Genomic DNA, 18,058 nt, shown 5'->3' on the forward strand with positions numbered 1-18,058 from the left:
CGAAATTAGATATAATATCATTTCAAAAATTTCAATAATAAACTATAAGTCCAATGTTAACAGGGAAATAATTGAATTTAAGAACTTTAAAAAAGTTTGTTTACATAAAGTTTCCATAAATTTAATTTTTGACAAAAATATTCACGTTTTATTAATTTTAAAAACCGGTTACTTAATGTTAAATTAACAGTTTTCGGCATTTTATCGAGCTAATTTTGCACGAAAATAATAAGGAATGAAACGTATTTATCTCGTGCCGACAGTTTTGATGAGTTGTGTCAGCTTAACATTTGCACAAAAAAAAGAATCCGACACGCTCAAGGATGAGAACAAATTGACAGACATTGAAGAAGTGGTAATGATAGGATACGGGAGTCAAAAAAAATCTGATGTAACCGGAGCTGTAGGTTCTGTAAAAAGCGAAGATTTTAATAAAGGAATGGTTGCTAATGTTGGTCAATTGCTTCAGGGAAAAGTTGCCGGAGTAAATGTTTCGAATATAAGTGGTGAACCGGGAGCTAACCAAAATATTATCATCAGAGGAGTCGGAAGTTTACGTTCCGGCACAACACCACTTTACGTTATCGATGGGTTTGTAATTGATAACAGCAATACCGGAACAGCTAACAACCCCATGAACTTTATTAATCCTGATGATATTGAATCATTGGATATTTTAAAAGATGCTTCTGCAGCTGCAATCTATGGGGCAAGAGGAGCCAATGGAGTGATTATCATCACGACTAAAAAAGGTAAAAAAGGTAGAACTCAGATGAGTCTTTCTTCCAATCTTACAATTTCCAATCTTGCGAACAAAATGAATGTTTTTGGAGCAGACGAATTCAGAAGACAGGTAACTGCAGCCGGAGGAAAATTGGATGATATGGGAGGAAATACCGATTGGCAGGATGAGCTGACCAGGACAGCTATTTCTAAAAATGTAAATTTTTCAGCAGCAGGAGCGACAGATACTTCAAATTATTATGCTGCTTTAGGATATGAAGATCAGGAAGGAATTCTTCACAACAGTAATCTAAAAAGATATTCCGGTCGTATCAATGCTTCACAAAAAGCGTTTAACGGAAGAGTAAGTATAAACTTCAATTTAAACGGAACAAGAACCGAAAATAACAGACCGAATTCAACAGATGTGGTTTCCAATATGCTTACATGGAATCCGACGTATCCTGCATATACCGATGGGGTACCAACTACTGTCTTTAATAATGGGGCTTTTAACCCATTAATTCGTCGCGAGATTTACAAGGATTTTACAACAAATAACAGAATTTTAGCCAACATTTCTCCTTCTGTGGAAATTATTAAAGGATTGACTTATAAGCTGAATTTAGGGGTTGATTATTCTACAGCGGAACGAGTTATCCAGAATATTCCGCATGCTATTCCTCTGGAGATCGGAACTTTAAACCTAAGCAATTATTCAAATAACAATACTCTTTTAGAAAATACTTTAACGTATAAATTTAAAATCAACAGTCACGATTTTAATGTAATGGCAGGACATTCTTATCAAAAGTTAATGTTGACATCGAGAGGATGGTATTATCAGAACTTCCCAATCAACGGAATCGAGCCGCAATATCAGATTCCTGCTGCAGGGGCAACGAATCAAACAACGTCTGTTATTGCTAATAAAAATGAATTACAGTCCTGGTTTGGAAGGGTAAATTATGATTTTCAGGATAAATATCTTTTAACAGCAACTTTAAGAGCCGATGGATCTTCTAAGTTCGGAGCAAATAACAAATACGGAATATTTCCGTCAGTCGCTGCAGGATGGAACATCAGCAAAGAAAAATTTCTTTCGGATGTAGAGCAGATCAACAATCTGAAATTAAGAGCAAGCTGGGGTAAAACAGGAAATCAGGAAATCCCGGGTAAGGTAACAAAAAAAAGCTACCAAGCCGATGCTAGCGGAACTGCACAAGCCACTTATCCTCTAAATGACAGTGGAAATTATCCTATAGGAGTGTATTTGGTAAGAGCTGACAATCCGGATCTACAATGGGAAGTAACGACGCAAACCAATATTGGATTAGACTTTGGAATTTTAAATAATAGATTAACGGGTACTGTCGATTTCTTCAGAAAAATTTCTGATAACATTATTTCGGTAATAAATACTGTGGATCCTATAGAGCCAGCTCCAACAATGTGGAAGAATATCCCGAATATGCAGATCAACAATACGGGTTGGGAAATTTCATTAAACTACAACAGCGATCCGAATAAAGCATTTACATATGGCATTGGGGGAAATGCTTCTTTTATTAAAAATGAAGTAAAAAATTCTCCATACAAAGTAATTTCCACAGGAGAGGCACAGGGACCGGGAACAACTAATGCTGTTATCAATGGGTACATTAATAATGAACCAATCGGAACTTTCTACGTAAGAGAATTTTTAGGATTAAGCGAAAACGGCACCAATATCTTCAGAGATGTAAACGGAGATGGAATTATTACAGACAACGACAGAGTTGCAGCAGGAAGCGCTTTACCGGATTTTACTTATAATCTTTACCTGAAGGCAGCTTACAAAAACTTCGATTTAGGATTAAATTTCAACGGAGTTTCAGGCAATATGATTTATAACAATACTGCTTCCACGTTATTTTCAAGAGGCAGATTGGGATTATCTCACAACACAACAGATGCTGCAACGCAATTTCCTAATGAAAGTGTAAACAATACCAATGTAATTTCAACAAGATACCTTGAAAAGGGAGACTTTTTCAGATTGAATAATGCCACTTTAGGTTACAATCTGAATCCGAAAATCCTTGGAATTGGTGAGCATATCAGAAACATCAGATTCTCAGTAACGGCTCAGAATTTATTCGTGATTACCAAATATTCAGGTTTCGATCCTGAAATCAATACCGGTTTATCTCAGGGCGGAATTCAGTCCTTCGGAATTGATTACGTTACTTATCCTAAAGCCAGAAGCTTTGTATTTGGTGTAAACGTAGCATTTTAATTAATATTTAAAAGAAAAAAAATGAAAAATAAATTTTTAACCTCTATTTTTAGTCTAAGTGTTTTGGCACTTGTAGGATGTACAGATCTTGAAGAATCGGTTATTGACGAATCACTTGATGCACAAACAACAACGCCTGTTGAATCTTTTATCGCTCCGGCTTACGGTCCGCTTCCAGACGCATTTACCCATACCAAAAATTATGGGCTTCAGCTGATCAGTTCAGACCAAGCCATTCTACCTCCAAGAGGAAGTGGGAACGACTGGTATGATGGCGGAAAATACATCGAACTTCATCAACACACCACTACAACTACAAACGTTGTTGTACAACAAACCTGGGATGCAATGAGATTAATGCTTTCAAGAACTGTAACAGCAATCGAAAAGCTACAACCCATTGCTGCAACAGATCCCAATGCAGCTAAAGCTGTTGCCGAAATGCGTGCTTTGAGAGCTTATTACAATATGTTGATACTTGATTATTGGGGAATTGCATTCAAAAAAGATAACACGGGGCAAAATTCTGAAGTTCTAAGAAGGCAGGAAGCTGTTTCTTATATTGAAAGTGAGTTTTTAGCTGTTGTAAATAGCCTAGACAATACGAAAGGTCCGGGAAGAGTTTCTCAAGCAGCAGTAAACGGATTTTTAGCACAGCTTTATCTTAATGCAGCGGTTTACAGAAACCCTTACGGAACTCCTTCTTTTGCGGCGGGAGATATGGATAAGGTAATTGAATATACTAACAAAGTTATCAATAGCGGGTTATTTAGTTTATCTGCGGAATATTTTGCCATATTTGACGACAATAACCATTCAAATAAAGAATTAATTTTTGCAATTGACCAGCGTCAGGACCTTAACACATCACACAACAGATTAGGTTATTGGTCTTTGTCAGGAAGTCAATATCCTTTGGCTGCATTTCCTAAAGCCAACGGAACAGATGGCCCAGCGATAACTTCTGATTTTTATAAGACATGGGTTCAGGCCTATGGAAGCACTGATCCGGCTCAGGCAGATGCCAGATTTTATAAAGAAAACTTTAGTGTTCCGGCAAATCTACAGGATTTAACCGGAGTGACTCCTGCAAATGATGGGAATCATTATTTCCTTGTGAATGGTGCTACTTATGAAATTAACAGAGGAATTCAGAGAGGAGTTCAGTGGGGGTTGCGAAATGCATCAAATGGACAGCCTTTCCAAACTCTGAACGGACAATATAAAATTTATCCTATCATAGAGCAGAGAAATGGATTTGTAAGCTACGTAAATCACACGCTGGATATCGATTTAGAAAATCCCAACAATAAAGATTACACCGATGGATATCGAGTTTCAAAATACCAGTTCAGCAGAACTTCAGATACAGGAAGAAACAGAGGAAATGCAGATATAGTCCTTTTACGCTTAGCGGATATTTATCTGATGAGAGCAGAAGCCCAGTTAAGAAAAGGAAATGCAGGAGCAGCTTTAGCGGATGTTAATCTCGTTAGAGCATCTAGAACAGCCAGACCTAACGTTACCCCTCCCGCACTGACAACAATGAATCTGGATCTTTTATACAGAGAAAGAGGTTTTGAGTTTTACTGGGAATATTCCAGAAGAACAGATATGATTCGTTTTGGTCATTATGAAGATACCTATACATCTAAAACAAATACTGATGTACGAAAAAGGCTTTTCCCGATTCCGCAATCGACAATTGACGGAGCATCAAGTGTTCTTGGATATCTGGTTCAGAACGAGGGATATTAATTTTACATTTTTTACTTTCAAAAAACTGTCAGCAGAATTTCTGCTGACAGTTTTGATTTTATGGTCTAATTTAATTATTTGAAAAGCAAATTTCCTACAATTGCAATCATATTATAACATAGGCAATACTTTAACTATTTTACAATAGCCCTTATACTGTCGAGCTTCTGTTCGATCATCATATTGTTGCCACCGCCACAAGAAGAGTGTATAACCTTTCCATTAGTACCAATAAGAACCTTTGCAGGACTACAAAATAGATTGTAATTCAATTTTTCTGATTTACTGTAAGATTTGGTATTGTCGATCTGCTCAAACAGAACTTGTGAATGACTTAGATAATTCTTTAGCTCTTTTTCATCTTCTATAAAACCTTCTACAATACCAATAAAATAAGCGTCATTTTTATACTTCGTATATAGAGTATTGAACTCTTCTGCCATATCATAAGACTCGCTCTTTTTTAAATAAGACTTGTCATATATGAAAACCACGAGATTTTTGTCTTTATAATTCTGTGAATTGAATACATTACCATTAGTTGTTTTAGCTGAAAAATATCTGGGCCTTGCATTGAGTGAAAAATCAATCTGATTTTTTTGTAACTCTTTAGCTTCTTTCTCGAATTCCTTTAAAATTCTCTCTTTTTTTTGTTCTTTGCTTTCGCAAGATAATATAGATAATATTATAAATAGGGCTAAAATGTGTTTCATGATAGTTTTTTTATGATAGATGAATGAGATTCTTAAATATACACTAATGTTTTTATGGAAGCAACTCAAGCTCAATAACAGGGATCTTCCCATAATTTAAGAACAATACATTTCTATCAAATATTAAAGATGAGAATTTCTACAGATTTAACTTGCTCAGAATTGTCAAGCCGGACTCACTAATTTACATTGATTAGGGCCAAACATATACCATTAGTTTGATGCATTTTTTCCAGTCAATCAGTGTTGTCATATTCCTGAATACGATCAGCCAAATGCTTTACACCGCCTGATTTTAAATATACCTTGCGGCGGTAAAAATAGAGGACAAGATATTCAATATCATTTGGACTTTATAACAGCTGTGTATTGAAAAATTGCAGATATATCATTACTCTCATTCAACAAATACTTTGATAAGAAAAAATAAAAAAATGGAAGCTAAAATCTTTTTTATGCTATTATTCAGTAGCATAATGTATACTGAAGCACAAGTAGGTATAAATACAAGCAGTCCAGACACCTCAGCAGCATTGGATATACAGGCAAAACCAGATAAACCGGCAGGATTTTTACCACCCCGGGTTAATCTTACTTCTCGTACTGACGCATTAACAATAACAAGTCCGGCAACCGGACTTATCGTATATAATTCTAATCCTAACGCAGCGAATCTAAGGGAAGGAATATCGTTAAATACAGGAACACCCGCTGCACCGCTGTGGCAGTCTTTAACCCCGGAAAACGGAGTAGAAATCGGCAAGCTGGTTTACTTTGGGACTACAATGAATGCTTCAAAAACGTTGAAAAAAGGTGGTTTCGAATTCAAGTTCACTATTGAAGGGGCTCAAACCTATTTGTATGCAAGATTAATTCAAGCGCCGACTGATCCCATTACCATATCTGGTAACAGGGTTGGTTGGGTGAGTACTATTACGGGACTTAAGCTTGTTTCACAGACATGGAACTCAACCGACTGGAATACCTGGAAAGTGATGGATTTTATGGCTAATGGAGCAAGCCATTTCTTTTATTTAAGAGTTTCCAATTCTAACCAGTTTTATAAGATTAGTAATTTTGTTAATCAAAATAGTTTTAATTCATTGATTGTAGAAATTTATTAAAAAACACGTATTATGAGAAAACTATTATTTTTATCATCAATTTTCTTTAGCAGTTTAGGGTTCGGGCAAGTGGGTATCAATACCTCTACACCCAATAGTTCTGCAGTTCTTGATGTCGTTGGAAAATCCGGGAAACAAGGTGTTCTTTTGCCAAAAGTAAATCTTACGTCGGCAACAGATGCAACGACAATAGTCTCTCCTGTTAAAGGATTAACCGTATTTAATACCAATGGCTTTATAGGAGAGGGAATGTATGTTAATGAAGGAAACGCATCATCACCATCCTGGCAAAAAATGAAAATATTACAATCCCAAGAATCATCAAGAATTGTATCAACTCTTGTATATAATGGGGCTACCACTAATGCAGCAAAAATCTTAAACACAGATACATTTCAGTGGAGAATGGTCTCTGATGCTTCCGGCAATTATTCATTACAAATGAGATTAAAGGCTGCGCCAACGGGTAATGTTACTACTACCAGTACCTATACTTTAAACTGGAGAGGTACCGAGCAAGCGACCTTAGCGATGCCTTCTTTTACGTGGTCTCCAACCAACTGGAATATATGGTACCCTGCCTATACCTATCAATCTAATTTTGAAACTTTTTACTATTTCGGTGTTGTCGGAACTGATAAATTATTTAGGGTCAATGTTTACACCGTTACCAATTCTATTAATTACTTAATGGTAGAACAATTTTAAAAAATACAATGTCAAAGATGAAAAATATACTAACAACAATTGCAATAGTATCCTACACTATCGCGTTGAGCCAAATTGGGATCGGTGCAGTGAATCCGGATCCATCTGCCGCGTTACATGTAGAGAGCACAAGCAAAGGCGTACTGTTTCCGAGGGTTTCCCTGCTTTCTTCCACCGATGCTGTTACCGTACCACAGCCTGCCAACGGATTACTTGTATACCATCCATTGGCTACGGTAAATGGGGTCGGATTATATGTAAATATGGGAGATAAAACATCTCCTGAGTGGAGCAAATTTGATTATTTTTCTGAGTCTTCAGATTTAAAAGTCAACAATTTAATCTATACAGGTTTAACCACCAACACTGATAAAGTTCTGGTAACGGAGTACTATGAGTGGAGAATGGTAAAAGCAACAGCAACGACCTATTCTGTACAGGCACGGCTTCGGAGTGCTCCAGCAGCTAATGTAACGATAAGGGGCTCGGTAAAGCTATGGACGTTTAATAACTCTGCAGCTAATACTGTTAATATATCATGGACCACAACCGATTGGAGTAGCTGGAAGAATGTTTATACGTATACCAATAACTGGGATGCCATGATGTTTATAAGTGCATCTAATGACCCAACGAAAATGTATAAGCTAAGCGGACATGTAGAGCTGGATATTTATAATCTTTTGGTCATGGAGATTTTCTGATTTCACTTATCAACAGCGAAATTATAAAAAGAATGATCGATTTCACTTTTTTGAAATGATTATAATATTACAAAATGAATCCTGACCTGTTTTTTAATTAACCTTCGGCTTAAAAAAGGCAGGCATTACTGAATTGTTCTACTCGATATCAATGAATGCTTTGCTTTATTTCTGTGATTTATGCGTCGTTTTTCTTGTCCACTATCCAAAAATACTTTTAGAACACATATCCCCATAGCCAGATCAGTTATGGGAATTATATGTTCTATTTGAGCAGCATCATTCTGGGAATTAGAATTCCGTTTTTATCTCATACACTGTCCAAGGTTGCATTGGTTTATCTGCGTTGATTTCTATTTGAAAGAAAATCAAGTTAAGAAATAAATTTTCACAACTTAGTGACTATAATCATAGATTATATACCTCAATAGTGGCAAATTTTATCGTCTGGCTAAATATTTTGAAGGTTTCGGCAATATCCAATAATTGGGTCATAATAAATTTACCGTTTATAATTCTGCTTGGATCTATCAGTAATAATAGCTTTTATCATGATTCCAAAAATTATAATTTTGTGACGCGAAAATTATTGTTAATCTATATATTGAAATATGAATTTTATTCTTCATTTTTGAAATATAATTTAACCATATTCTTTAATCTTTCATTTTTTTAATATTTTAAAGTATGTCAACTAACTATTCTATGTCTTTGCTATTTTGGATAAAAAGAACTTTATAATTCACTTTTATATACTATCGGAATTCCTTAAAGAAAAAATAATCAATGAAAAAAAAATTAGTTCTTCTGTATCTTGTGGCGTGTGCGCTTGTTAATGCCCAGGATTTAGATGCATATAATAAATTATATAACAAAACCTATTTAGAAACCGCTTCCAAAGATTTCAAAAAAGCACTCTATATTGCTGATTCTTTATATAAGATTTCTGGAACACCGACCCTTCAGGCAAAAAGTTTAATGCTTTCTGCTAACCTTTGCAGAGATGCGAAAGATTTTAACAGAGCCTTATCGTATGCTGAAAAAGCTGAAACAATTATTGAGAATACGGATAATTTAAACTGGCAAGCACGGATTTCTCTTTTTTTAGCTGGCCAATATCGTGGTGTTGAACTCTACAGCCAGTCAAAAAAATACGCTCAAAAAACCCTCAAAACAGCTAAAATGATTAAGGATACGTTAATAGCACATAAAATCCAGGGATTAATTCTGCAGGAAATGGCCTATTACGAAATGGATCAAAAAAAATACAAGAAATCCAATCAGTATATTCAACAATCTCAGCTTCATTTCAATGTTATAAAAGAAAAAGATTTTTTTACTACTGATAACGAACAGATGCTTGGGTCTAATTATTACAATCTGAAAAATATTAATGCTTCTTTATATCATTATAAGAAGGCTCTAAACTTAGTTAAAGATTTTCCCGAAAATGAAACTACGAGCTATATTTACATTGGCCTTGCTAATGTATATTTAGAAAAAAAAAATCTGTCAAAAGCTAAACAATATCTGGATCTCGCCAAAAAAGTATCTGAAAAAACAGAAAACCTTGAACAAAAAAAAGAGATTTACACTACGGAGAAACAATATTATTTACAGACTGAAAATATTGAAAAACTAAAGGTTACAGACCAACGAAAAGACACGTTAGAGAAGAAAATAGAGTCAAAAACTCGTCAGTTTATCGATGAATCCTATACCAAGCTTGACAAAAAAATAATAAAGACAGAGAAAAAAAGTATTCAGAAAAACTATCTTATATTCATTACCGGACTTCTGCTTATTCTTATCCTTACATTATATATAAGATCTAAAATACAACAAAGGAAAAATATTGAAAAATTTAAACAGATACTTCGAAAATCCAATATAAAAAACAGTACTGATATTCCTATCGCCTCAGAAAAAATCGATATATCGGTTCATCAAGCAGGAAATAATGAGGCAGTGGTATTAATGAGTTCAGAAACAGAAGAAAAACTGCTTGCAAAATTGAATAAATTTGAAAAAACAAATCTCTTTAATAATAAAAATATTTCCCTTCCCTTTTTAGCAGGCCGTTTTGAAACCAATACCAAATATCTTTCTTATGTTATCAATACTCATAAAGAGAAAGACTTTAATAATTATATTAATGAGCTGAGGATTAATTACATTATTGAAAAACTCAAAAATGATCCTCAATACCGGAACTTTAAATTGGCCTCATTAGCAGATGAGGTGGGATTTTCTTCGCATAGCAAATTCAGCAAAATATTCAAGAAAGTGACTTCTTTATCTCCTTCGCTATTTATAAAATACCTGCAGGAAGAAATTCAAGAAAAAGAAGATTAAGTATTATTAATCAGAATTTTACTACACAAATATACCTTGTCTTTTTCCTGAAAAAAGCAAGGTATTTTCTTTTTCCCTAACAATTGACGGGATACTTTTGCCACACAATCAGGAAAAACAATAACTCTATAATTCCTGGTTGAGATAAAGGCTATTGCATAAATTAAGTTGATCTCATTTCCCAAACATTTTTAATTAAATCCAGAGTAAAAAATGAAAAAACTACTATTGCTTTTTTTAGTTCCTTACGGAATTTTTGCCCAGGTCGGCATCAATACATCCACTCCTTCTGCAACTTTTGAAGTTGCAGCAAAAGAAGCAACAGGAACAATAACAACAGTAGACGGAATGCTGATTCCGAGGATCAACAGGCAAAGAGCCCAGAGTATGACCGGCATCCCAACCTCAACCCTTATTTATGTTAATGATATATCAACCGGAACACAAACCGGGAATGCCGTTAATATTGATAATACGGGCTTTTACTTTTTCAATGGAACAACTTGGACGAAACTCAATGCTAATATTTATAGTTCAGACGGAGCACTTACAGGAAACAGAACGGTGACACAAGCGGATCACACCCTGGCTTTTAACGGGACATCTACCAATGCCTTCTCTGTAAACGGTGCCACTTTCTCTGTGGATGCTGCCAATAACAGGGTAGGAATAGGAACCAGCACGCCAACGGCAAAAATGGAAATTGAATCTGGTGTAGACGGATCTTCAGGATTGAAATTTACCAATATGAACAATACAACTACACCTTCATCAAATACGTCACCACTGGGAATTGATGCTAATGGTAATGTTGTGGTACAGAGCTCCATAACCACCTCATTCAGGTCGTTTAATATTAATGCAACGACTCCCACAAGTTCTTCTGTGTCTATAGGATCTTTAGAATTTCGATATCCATCTACGACCTGTACAAATACGGATTCTTATATGCAGGTAAGAACAACAACAGGAACCAATAATACGGGGATTATCCACGGAATATCTCGAACTGCACAAAATGGTTCAGGATTTATTAACAGTGTTCCCTTAACCATAACTCCGACATTTGCGAATATAGGAGCCGGAATACCAAGCAATCCTAATCCAGCTTTGATTCCTATCAATTGTACGCAGGATGGCCACGCAGAGTTTACATTCTTTTCTTATGTAGATAAAACCTTCTATAGAGTAAGTTTTCATATAGCAGATGGAGACGGACTTGGCTTTGGAGCACTAGGATATATTTTTGTAGAATTTCAAAGATAATATATTATTCTTATTAGGATTAACAACACAACAACTGATTATTGTTAGGCGTTAAGCAAGACATCAAAACAATAAGCTCATAAATTTTTGAAAATTCCTATCTATGAACTAACGGATTAACTTCTTTGATGATTCTGAAAGCACATTTGATTTTTAACGATGCAGAACATCCCTCAATTTTATCTGCAGGTTACTCACATGGCCGAAGAACCGGCCATGTTTATGTTCTTGTTACTCATTAAAATTCATCTTAAATCATTTTCTCTTTTTTGTAGAAACAGCGCTTATGATAAATTTAAAAATGAATTACAAAGTATTGATATATTTACATTTATACCATTTTTATGTCTTGTCATTTTCCCGAAAACAACAAGATATTGTTTTTTCGATAATACACTATTCATCTACTTTTATATCGTTTTTAATAAGCATATCCAGGGCGTTATCAGATTCATACATCATATTTAAATTTTATAGAATGAAAAAAATCAATCTACTATTATGTTTCCTATGTACTCAATTGTTATTCTCCCAAATAGGGATCAACACAAGCAATTCAAAATCAACCTTCGATATAACGGCAAAAACAACTGATGGCAGCAGACCGGAAGGACTTCTTGCACCAAGACTTGCTGGAGATCAGATCAAAGCCGGAGATGCACAATATATGATGGATCAAAAAGGGAACATCATCTATGCTACCTCGGCCGTAAGTATAGTATCACCAAAGACAATAAACATTACAGAAGAGGGATATTACTTTTTCGATGGAAATATTTGGCAAAAAATAAATCAGGACACCAATATTTACAAAAACAATGGAACTCTTGAATCAAACAGAGTGGTAACGATGAGCGACAAAACTCTTTCTTTTACTTCTTCTGCCAATACAGGAACCAGCCATTTTCAGGTAGACAATACTACTTTCAATATCGATGCCCTAAATAACAGAGTAGGATTGGGAACGACAGCTCCTGCTACAAGATTAGATATTGACAACGGAAGTACTCCGGGAGCAATAAAAATTGTAGATGGAACACAGGCTGAAGGTAAAGTTCTGGTTTCTGATGCGAGTGGTGTAGCCACTTGGCGTGACACTACGGGTTCTGCACTTGTTATTAACTCTACAACAGGTACCAGTGTAAATATCCCTGCGGCTATGACCTACCTTGGAGCAAACGCCGTTGTTACTACTCCAGGGTATTATATTGTTTCACCGCGTCTTATTACCGATAAAAGCCCAGCGGGTTGTGGAGCTTTTCTTGCCTATAATTTGAGCAAAAGCTCAACGGCAGCAGTAAATGTTGCATTTCCTGCGCAGGATATCCATGTACCTACCGGTTCTAGTAGTTATGACTTTATTTATACTTCGAATATTGCTTACCTGACAGCCGGAACATATTATATGCAAGTAAGAGGGTCTTCTTCTCCAGGCTGTACTACAAATACCTCAAGAGGTTCTTTTTCTCAGAATAGCTTTACATTGACATTACTTAAATAATATCTCAGCATAATTCTATCAATAAAAAATGATCCTTTAAAAAGAGAGTTCTATGTCAATCATTTATAAAAACATACACATCGGTAACCTTATTGAAAAAAGAGTATCGGAATGCAATATAAAAGTATCCCGCATATGCAATTTTTTTGACTGTATTGAGAAAGATATCGAAGAAATGTATAAACAAAAAGATATGAATACAGGTATTCTTCTAAAATGGAGCAAATTGCTGAAATATGATTTTTTCCGCATCTATACCCAACATCTGGTGCTTTTTTCACCTCCTGTTTCACCTGATAAGGAAGAGCCGGACCGAAAATCTGAACTCCCTCAATTCCGCAAAAATATTTATACCAAAGTAATGATTGATTTTATTCTGGAACTTATCAGTACAGAACAAAAAACAATACGGCAGGTCATTGACGAATATAAAATCCCAAAAACTACCCTTTATAAATGGATCAGCAAATACAAAAAAATTGATAATACTTAAAATTATTTTTATTGGAAAAACAAGGTAACCCAGACTATATAAAAATATATACAGATCTTATTGAACTAAAATATCCTGAAAAGAAATGGAAATGCCAAACAATACTGTCAAAGGACAATCTTTCGCCATTGGATGTTATTAACCTTGAAAAAATTCTTTTTAAAAGTATAGAAAAAGAGTTTGATCATTTTAATCAGGCACACAGATCATACAATGAAAAAGTAATTCTGGAAATATTAGAGTATCAGGATAAAAACAGCCTCAACAACAGCCAGGTAGCCCGGCACTTTAAGCTCAGCAGGAATACTCTTACACGATGGAAGAGAATATATAAACTTTGATATTACAGGTGGTATGTCGTTGGATATGTAGAAAGTGTGAATAAATATGCAGAGTTCAGTTATCACCTGTAACTTGATTCTCTTTTTAAATATGGTTAAGAACTGATTATATCCAATATTGATTCACTAGGACAAATACAAAACTAATGACTATATAATCATCGTCTAATCAAAAAATCAAGATTATCTTTATAGTAATATTGGTGTGACAAAATTAACACACCATAAGGCTTATCTTATGCATTTTATCATATCATAACAGCTAGCTTTTGTTTAAGATAATAGCAATGGGCTATTCTCTCTGTCATAATGCGAATATTTTTCAGATGCTGCACAGAATCATTTTGCTAAAAAACGCACCTGCTAATCAGGTGCGTTTTATCATATTGGTTTCACATCTCCCAATTATCGTAAAGACCGACTTTAAGAATGCTTTATGTGGTATTATCTTACTTTTTCAAGATTGAGAAGATACATTCCGTTTCCTGCACCTGGATTAAGTACCGGTGCCACCATTGTCAAAAAAATTCTATAATTCTCACCAGTACCTGTGCATACCTGATAGTTGATAAATTCGCCACCACTGGCGCCTCCCCTGTAGAATTGGGTATAGGATGTAGTTAAACTTACAATTTCAGTATCTCCCATGTTAATCCCGCTGGTAGCAACCTGAAATCCTGCTATACTTGAATTAGGAATTGATGCACCCGTATTACTTCTTAACAAAATACTTCCTTCACTTGCGTTACCATTGTGTCTCACACAAATACTCCCAAGGCAGGTTTCACTTGCCGCAGATCCAGCCGGTGTATTAGGAGTATAAGAATTTACTTGTACAACCGGAGCACCTGTACTGCCTTGTACCGCTACACATCCCCAATTGGGAGAAGCAGGGGTACCAATATTTGTCTGCAGACATTTGCTGGTAGTTGAATAGATCATTAATCCCGTTGCCGGTAAAGCGATGGCATCTCTTTGAGCATTAGTCATTCGTGGAGGAAGAAACCCCTTACTGGTTGTGTTAACCTCCACAGAGGAGGAGGAATCTGGAGCAATGGTACCCACACCTAGACTTCCTTCCGGAGTTATTATTACATCATTTACCTGCTGAATGGTAGTCGGAGTTCCTGTAGCAGGATTATCTTTTGCACCGTCAACATGTAAAGGGCCTTGTGGGTTTGAGGTCAGAATACCGACCTGAGCTGTTACAAACGGATTGCATGCAACCAGAAACATTAAAAGGAGAATGTTGTTTTTCATAATAACCTAAAAACTAATAATTATACTATTTATATGAAGTCGAATTTCTTATTTGCTGCGAAAACATCTGATTTCACTGTATTAAACATGATATTTTACTTATTTTCCTGATTAATATTATGAATACCTACTTGCGCTATAGATAGCATTCCTCTTAAAAAATCAGAATGAAATAAATTGTAATTTCATTTGAAAGATTTCCTACTAAAGATCACAAAAGTAGTTTTCATTATGTTATGCAGAAATATAACAAATGGTCATTTTCAGGAAAATGACCATTTGTTTTTTTGCTATAATAATATTGATTTGCAATAGATTGCACTTATAATTCTTCTGAATTAGTTCCGTAAATGGTTGGAAAGATCCTCGCAACAAAGAAGTAATTTCAAAATTCTGTTTTCAGGAATGTTTTGTCTTAGTTAATCATTAAATTTATCTTAAAGTAACTTTGTAAAAAGCTTTTGTTACAAAAGTTATTTTTTAATATAACACATTGCAATACAAATACTTATACATTTATTATATTTTAACTTATTCCCGAAAAAGACAAGATATTATCTTTTTACCAGCCCTATACTTTTCTACTTTTGTCCATATTTTATTTTATCTGCATACTCAGCAATTTTAAATAATCAACAAAACCGTTTTGTAATCATGCATTTTATTTACCCTTTTTTATTTCAGGTAATAAAACAATTACAAAAATAAGTATACATAAAACTAACATTAAGGCATGAAAAAATTATTGACCACTTTAGGAGTGCTTACTGCATCCCTGATTTCCGCCCAAATAGGAATCAACACAGATAAGCCCAATGCGGCCCTGGACATTGTATCGGATAAAAGCGGGATTTTAATTCCCAGAATGACTGCCGCCCAAATAGAACAAATCAATACACCGACTGAAGGGGAGCTGGTTTTTTGCACAACTAATACAGGAAGTGTGGTCAATACTATCGGATTTTGGTATTTTGACGGCACTATCTGGAATCCCATTACCGCCAATAATTCAATAGGTGAGAATATTTATAATTCTGATGGCAGCCTTGCAGGTAACAGAATTGTCGGTCTCGACAATCATGATATGAATATCGGACCCGACAAACTGTTTATATCCGGAAGTACAGGTAATATTGGAGTTAACACCAATCTTCCAACAGAAAAATTAGACGTTAACGGAGGAATGAGAATCCGTAGTCTGTTTAAAGGAAATGTGATTACCCAGGGAGATGGTTTACTGTCTTTTGATACAGGGTTGATTAACCATTATGGGGATATCCAATATTCCTATCTTCCTACAGATCATGAAGGTTGGTATTTGCTTAATGGCAGAGCACTTTCTACATTACCAGTAAGTGTTCAATCAAGAGCTACAGCTCTTGGGCTTGCAGGAAATCTTCCCAATGCTACAGGAAGATATATTAAACAAGGTCCCCCCGGAACACTGAGCGGAGCGGCAAGCGTAGTTCTTTCCCGAGCTAATTTACCCAATTTTGTTCTTAGCGGAAATACAACAACTTTGTATCATAGTCATCCTCTGGTAAGCCCGGGTGCAGCACAAGTAAGAGGAACGGATATTCTACAAACTGTTAATGGTAATGCCAATTCATGGGAATTGGCGGGAGGGGCAATAGTGGGATCAATACTTTCTGAGGGAACTTATACAAGTTCTGCATCGGGAGCACACAATCACACCGTCACTATACCTACCGGAGGAACTGGAGCTGCTATCGCGCTGAATCCTGACTACATACAGCTTAATTACTTTATTTATTTAGGAATTTAAAAATTAAATTATGTTTAGTAAAACTTCGATTAATATTATATCTATACTCAATCTTCTTTTTTTTCTTCCGGCCAGTGCACAGCGTGTAGGTGTTGGTACAGCCAATCCCAATGCAGCATTGGATGTCAGCTCCACTACACAAGGCATACTCATCCCCAGAATGACTGCCCTACAGGCAGAAGCCATTACAACACCTGCTACAGGAGAATTGGTTTACGTAACTACAAACAACGGTATTGTTATTAATAAAATAGGCTTCTGGTATTATGACAATACAGTATGGCGTCCCTTTGGAGGAAGCTCCCAGCCAGTTATCAACATTTATAATAATAATGGCACTCTGACTTCCGATCGTACCGTAACAATGAACGGGCGCAATTTATCATTTGATACAGATAAGCTTTCGATTCACTCTGTGGAACAGAGAATAGGAATTGGAAACAATACTCCGGGTTACACGGTAGATGTAAATGGAGATATGCGTGTTAGAAGTCTTACAGGCGGAAATGTAAAAGCTCTCTCAGACGGAACTTTATCTGTTGGCCCTAAAGTAGCTTATGGCACTGTTAAAGAATCTCTGCGTTCAAATGACCACAATGGCTGGTATAAACTTGACGGCCGGGCTGTAACGACACTCCCAGCCATTGCACAAAGTAATGCTTCAGCAATAGGACTTGGCAGTACGTTGGTAAATACCAATGGAAGACTCATGAAACAAGGAACTCCATTTACTGCAGGAGGTTCTGATACGACAACACTGACCAGAGCTAACCTTCCTAATGTTAATTTAACAGGAGTAACATCGACAGCAGCAGCACATACGCATTCGTTAACTGCCGGCGGATACAATTTTGCTCAAAATGCAGCTGGTAACGCGTATGTCTTTAGAGCGGGAAGGGGAACGGTGTCCGGAACTACAACGATAACCTTACCTGCTGCCGGTGCACACAGCCACACCGGCACCGTTAATACGGGCGGAAGCGGAACTCCCCTTACTATTGTGCCGCAAAATATATCATACAGCTACTTTATTTACTTAGGACAATAA

The 18,058-nt window shown here is 35.8% G+C and carries 14 protein-coding genes; 12 read left to right on the forward strand and 2 right to left on the reverse strand.

Annotation, left to right across the window (positions count from 1 at the left end; translation table 11 throughout):
- The first annotated feature begins 235 nt into the window (after window positions 1-235).
- Both ACTJIV_RS05920 and ACTJIV_RS05925 read left to right on the forward strand, forming a co-directional pair.
- Window positions 236-3,001 carry a SusC/RagA family TonB-linked outer membrane protein gene (locus ACTJIV_RS05920; protein WP_440626273.1) on the forward strand — a complete coding sequence of 922 codons (2,766 nt, stop codon included), beginning with the start codon at window positions 236-238 and terminating at the stop codon, window positions 2,999-3,001.
- A 21-nt stretch (window positions 3,002-3,022) separates the two neighbouring features.
- The gene (locus ACTJIV_RS05925) at window positions 3,023-4,759 is read left to right on the forward strand and encodes a RagB/SusD family nutrient uptake outer membrane protein (RefSeq protein ID WP_440626275.1); all 1,737 of its coding nucleotides are present in this window, start codon (window positions 3,023-3,025) and stop codon (window positions 4,757-4,759) included.
- A gap of 134 nt (window positions 4,760-4,893) precedes the next feature.
- Here ACTJIV_RS05925 and ACTJIV_RS05930 read toward each other — a convergent pair whose 3' ends face one another.
- Entirely contained in the window at window positions 4,894-5,472 is a 579-nt protein-coding gene (locus ACTJIV_RS05930) for a peroxiredoxin family protein (protein WP_440626277.1), read from the reverse strand.
- Window positions 5,473-5,927: 455 nt separating this feature from the next.
- Here ACTJIV_RS05930 and ACTJIV_RS05935 point away from each other — a divergent pair, with 455 nt between their 5' ends.
- From ACTJIV_RS05935 to ACTJIV_RS05970, 8 genes are all read left to right on the forward strand, one after another.
- Complete coding sequence (locus ACTJIV_RS05935) at window positions 5,928-6,596, forward strand: hypothetical protein (protein ID WP_440626279.1); 669 nt, start codon at window positions 5,928-5,930, stop codon at window positions 6,594-6,596.
- A gap of 12 nt (window positions 6,597-6,608) precedes the next feature.
- Window positions 6,609-7,304 (forward strand): hypothetical protein, encoded by a 696-nt coding sequence (locus ACTJIV_RS05940; RefSeq protein WP_336378389.1) that lies wholly within the window; start codon window positions 6,609-6,611, stop codon window positions 7,302-7,304.
- Window positions 7,305-7,321: 17 nt separating this feature from the next.
- A complete protein-coding gene (locus tag ACTJIV_RS05945; protein WP_440626281.1) occupies window positions 7,322-8,008 on the forward strand; it encodes a hypothetical protein in 687 nt (228 codons plus the stop codon).
- A gap of 786 nt (window positions 8,009-8,794) precedes the next feature.
- Entirely contained in the window at window positions 8,795-10,363 is a 1,569-nt protein-coding gene (locus tag ACTJIV_RS05950; RefSeq protein ID WP_440626283.1) for a helix-turn-helix domain-containing protein, read from the forward strand.
- 213 nt (window positions 10,364-10,576) lie between these two features.
- A complete protein-coding gene (locus tag ACTJIV_RS05955; protein ID WP_440626285.1) occupies window positions 10,577-11,629 on the forward strand; it encodes a hypothetical protein in 1,053 nt (350 codons plus the stop codon).
- Between the two features lie 478 nt (window positions 11,630-12,107).
- The gene (locus ACTJIV_RS05960) at window positions 12,108-13,130 is read left to right on the forward strand and encodes a hypothetical protein (protein WP_440626287.1); all 1,023 of its coding nucleotides are present in this window, start codon (window positions 12,108-12,110) and stop codon (window positions 13,128-13,130) included.
- A 52-nt stretch (window positions 13,131-13,182) separates the two neighbouring features.
- Entirely contained in the window at window positions 13,183-13,623 is a 441-nt protein-coding gene (locus tag ACTJIV_RS05965; RefSeq protein ID WP_336378394.1) for a transposase, read from the forward strand.
- Window positions 13,624-13,634: 11 nt separating this feature from the next.
- The gene (locus tag ACTJIV_RS05970; protein WP_111954717.1) at window positions 13,635-13,964 is read left to right on the forward strand and encodes a helix-turn-helix domain-containing protein; all 330 of its coding nucleotides are present in this window, start codon (window positions 13,635-13,637) and stop codon (window positions 13,962-13,964) included.
- A 444-nt stretch (window positions 13,965-14,408) separates the two neighbouring features.
- On the opposite strand, the gene ACTJIV_RS05975 is transcribed toward ACTJIV_RS05970, so the two are convergent.
- Complete coding sequence (locus ACTJIV_RS05975; RefSeq protein ID WP_440626290.1) at window positions 14,409-15,224, reverse strand: hypothetical protein; 816 nt, start codon at window positions 15,222-15,224, stop codon at window positions 14,409-14,411.
- Between the two features lie 733 nt (window positions 15,225-15,957).
- On the opposite strand from ACTJIV_RS05975, the gene ACTJIV_RS05980 reads away from it, so the two are divergent.
- On the forward strand, window positions 15,958-17,010 hold the full coding sequence (locus tag ACTJIV_RS05980) for a hypothetical protein (RefSeq protein WP_440626291.1): 1,053 nt from the start codon (window positions 15,958-15,960) through the stop codon (window positions 17,008-17,010).
- 10 nt (window positions 17,011-17,020) lie between these two features.
- A complete protein-coding gene (locus ACTJIV_RS05985) occupies window positions 17,021-18,058 on the forward strand; it encodes a hypothetical protein (RefSeq protein ID WP_440626293.1) in 1,038 nt (345 codons plus the stop codon).

It is taken from the genome of Chryseobacterium sp. 22532, from assembly GCF_052044665.1.
Classification (GTDB): Bacteria; Bacteroidota; Bacteroidia; order Flavobacteriales; family Weeksellaceae; genus Chryseobacterium; species Chryseobacterium lathyri.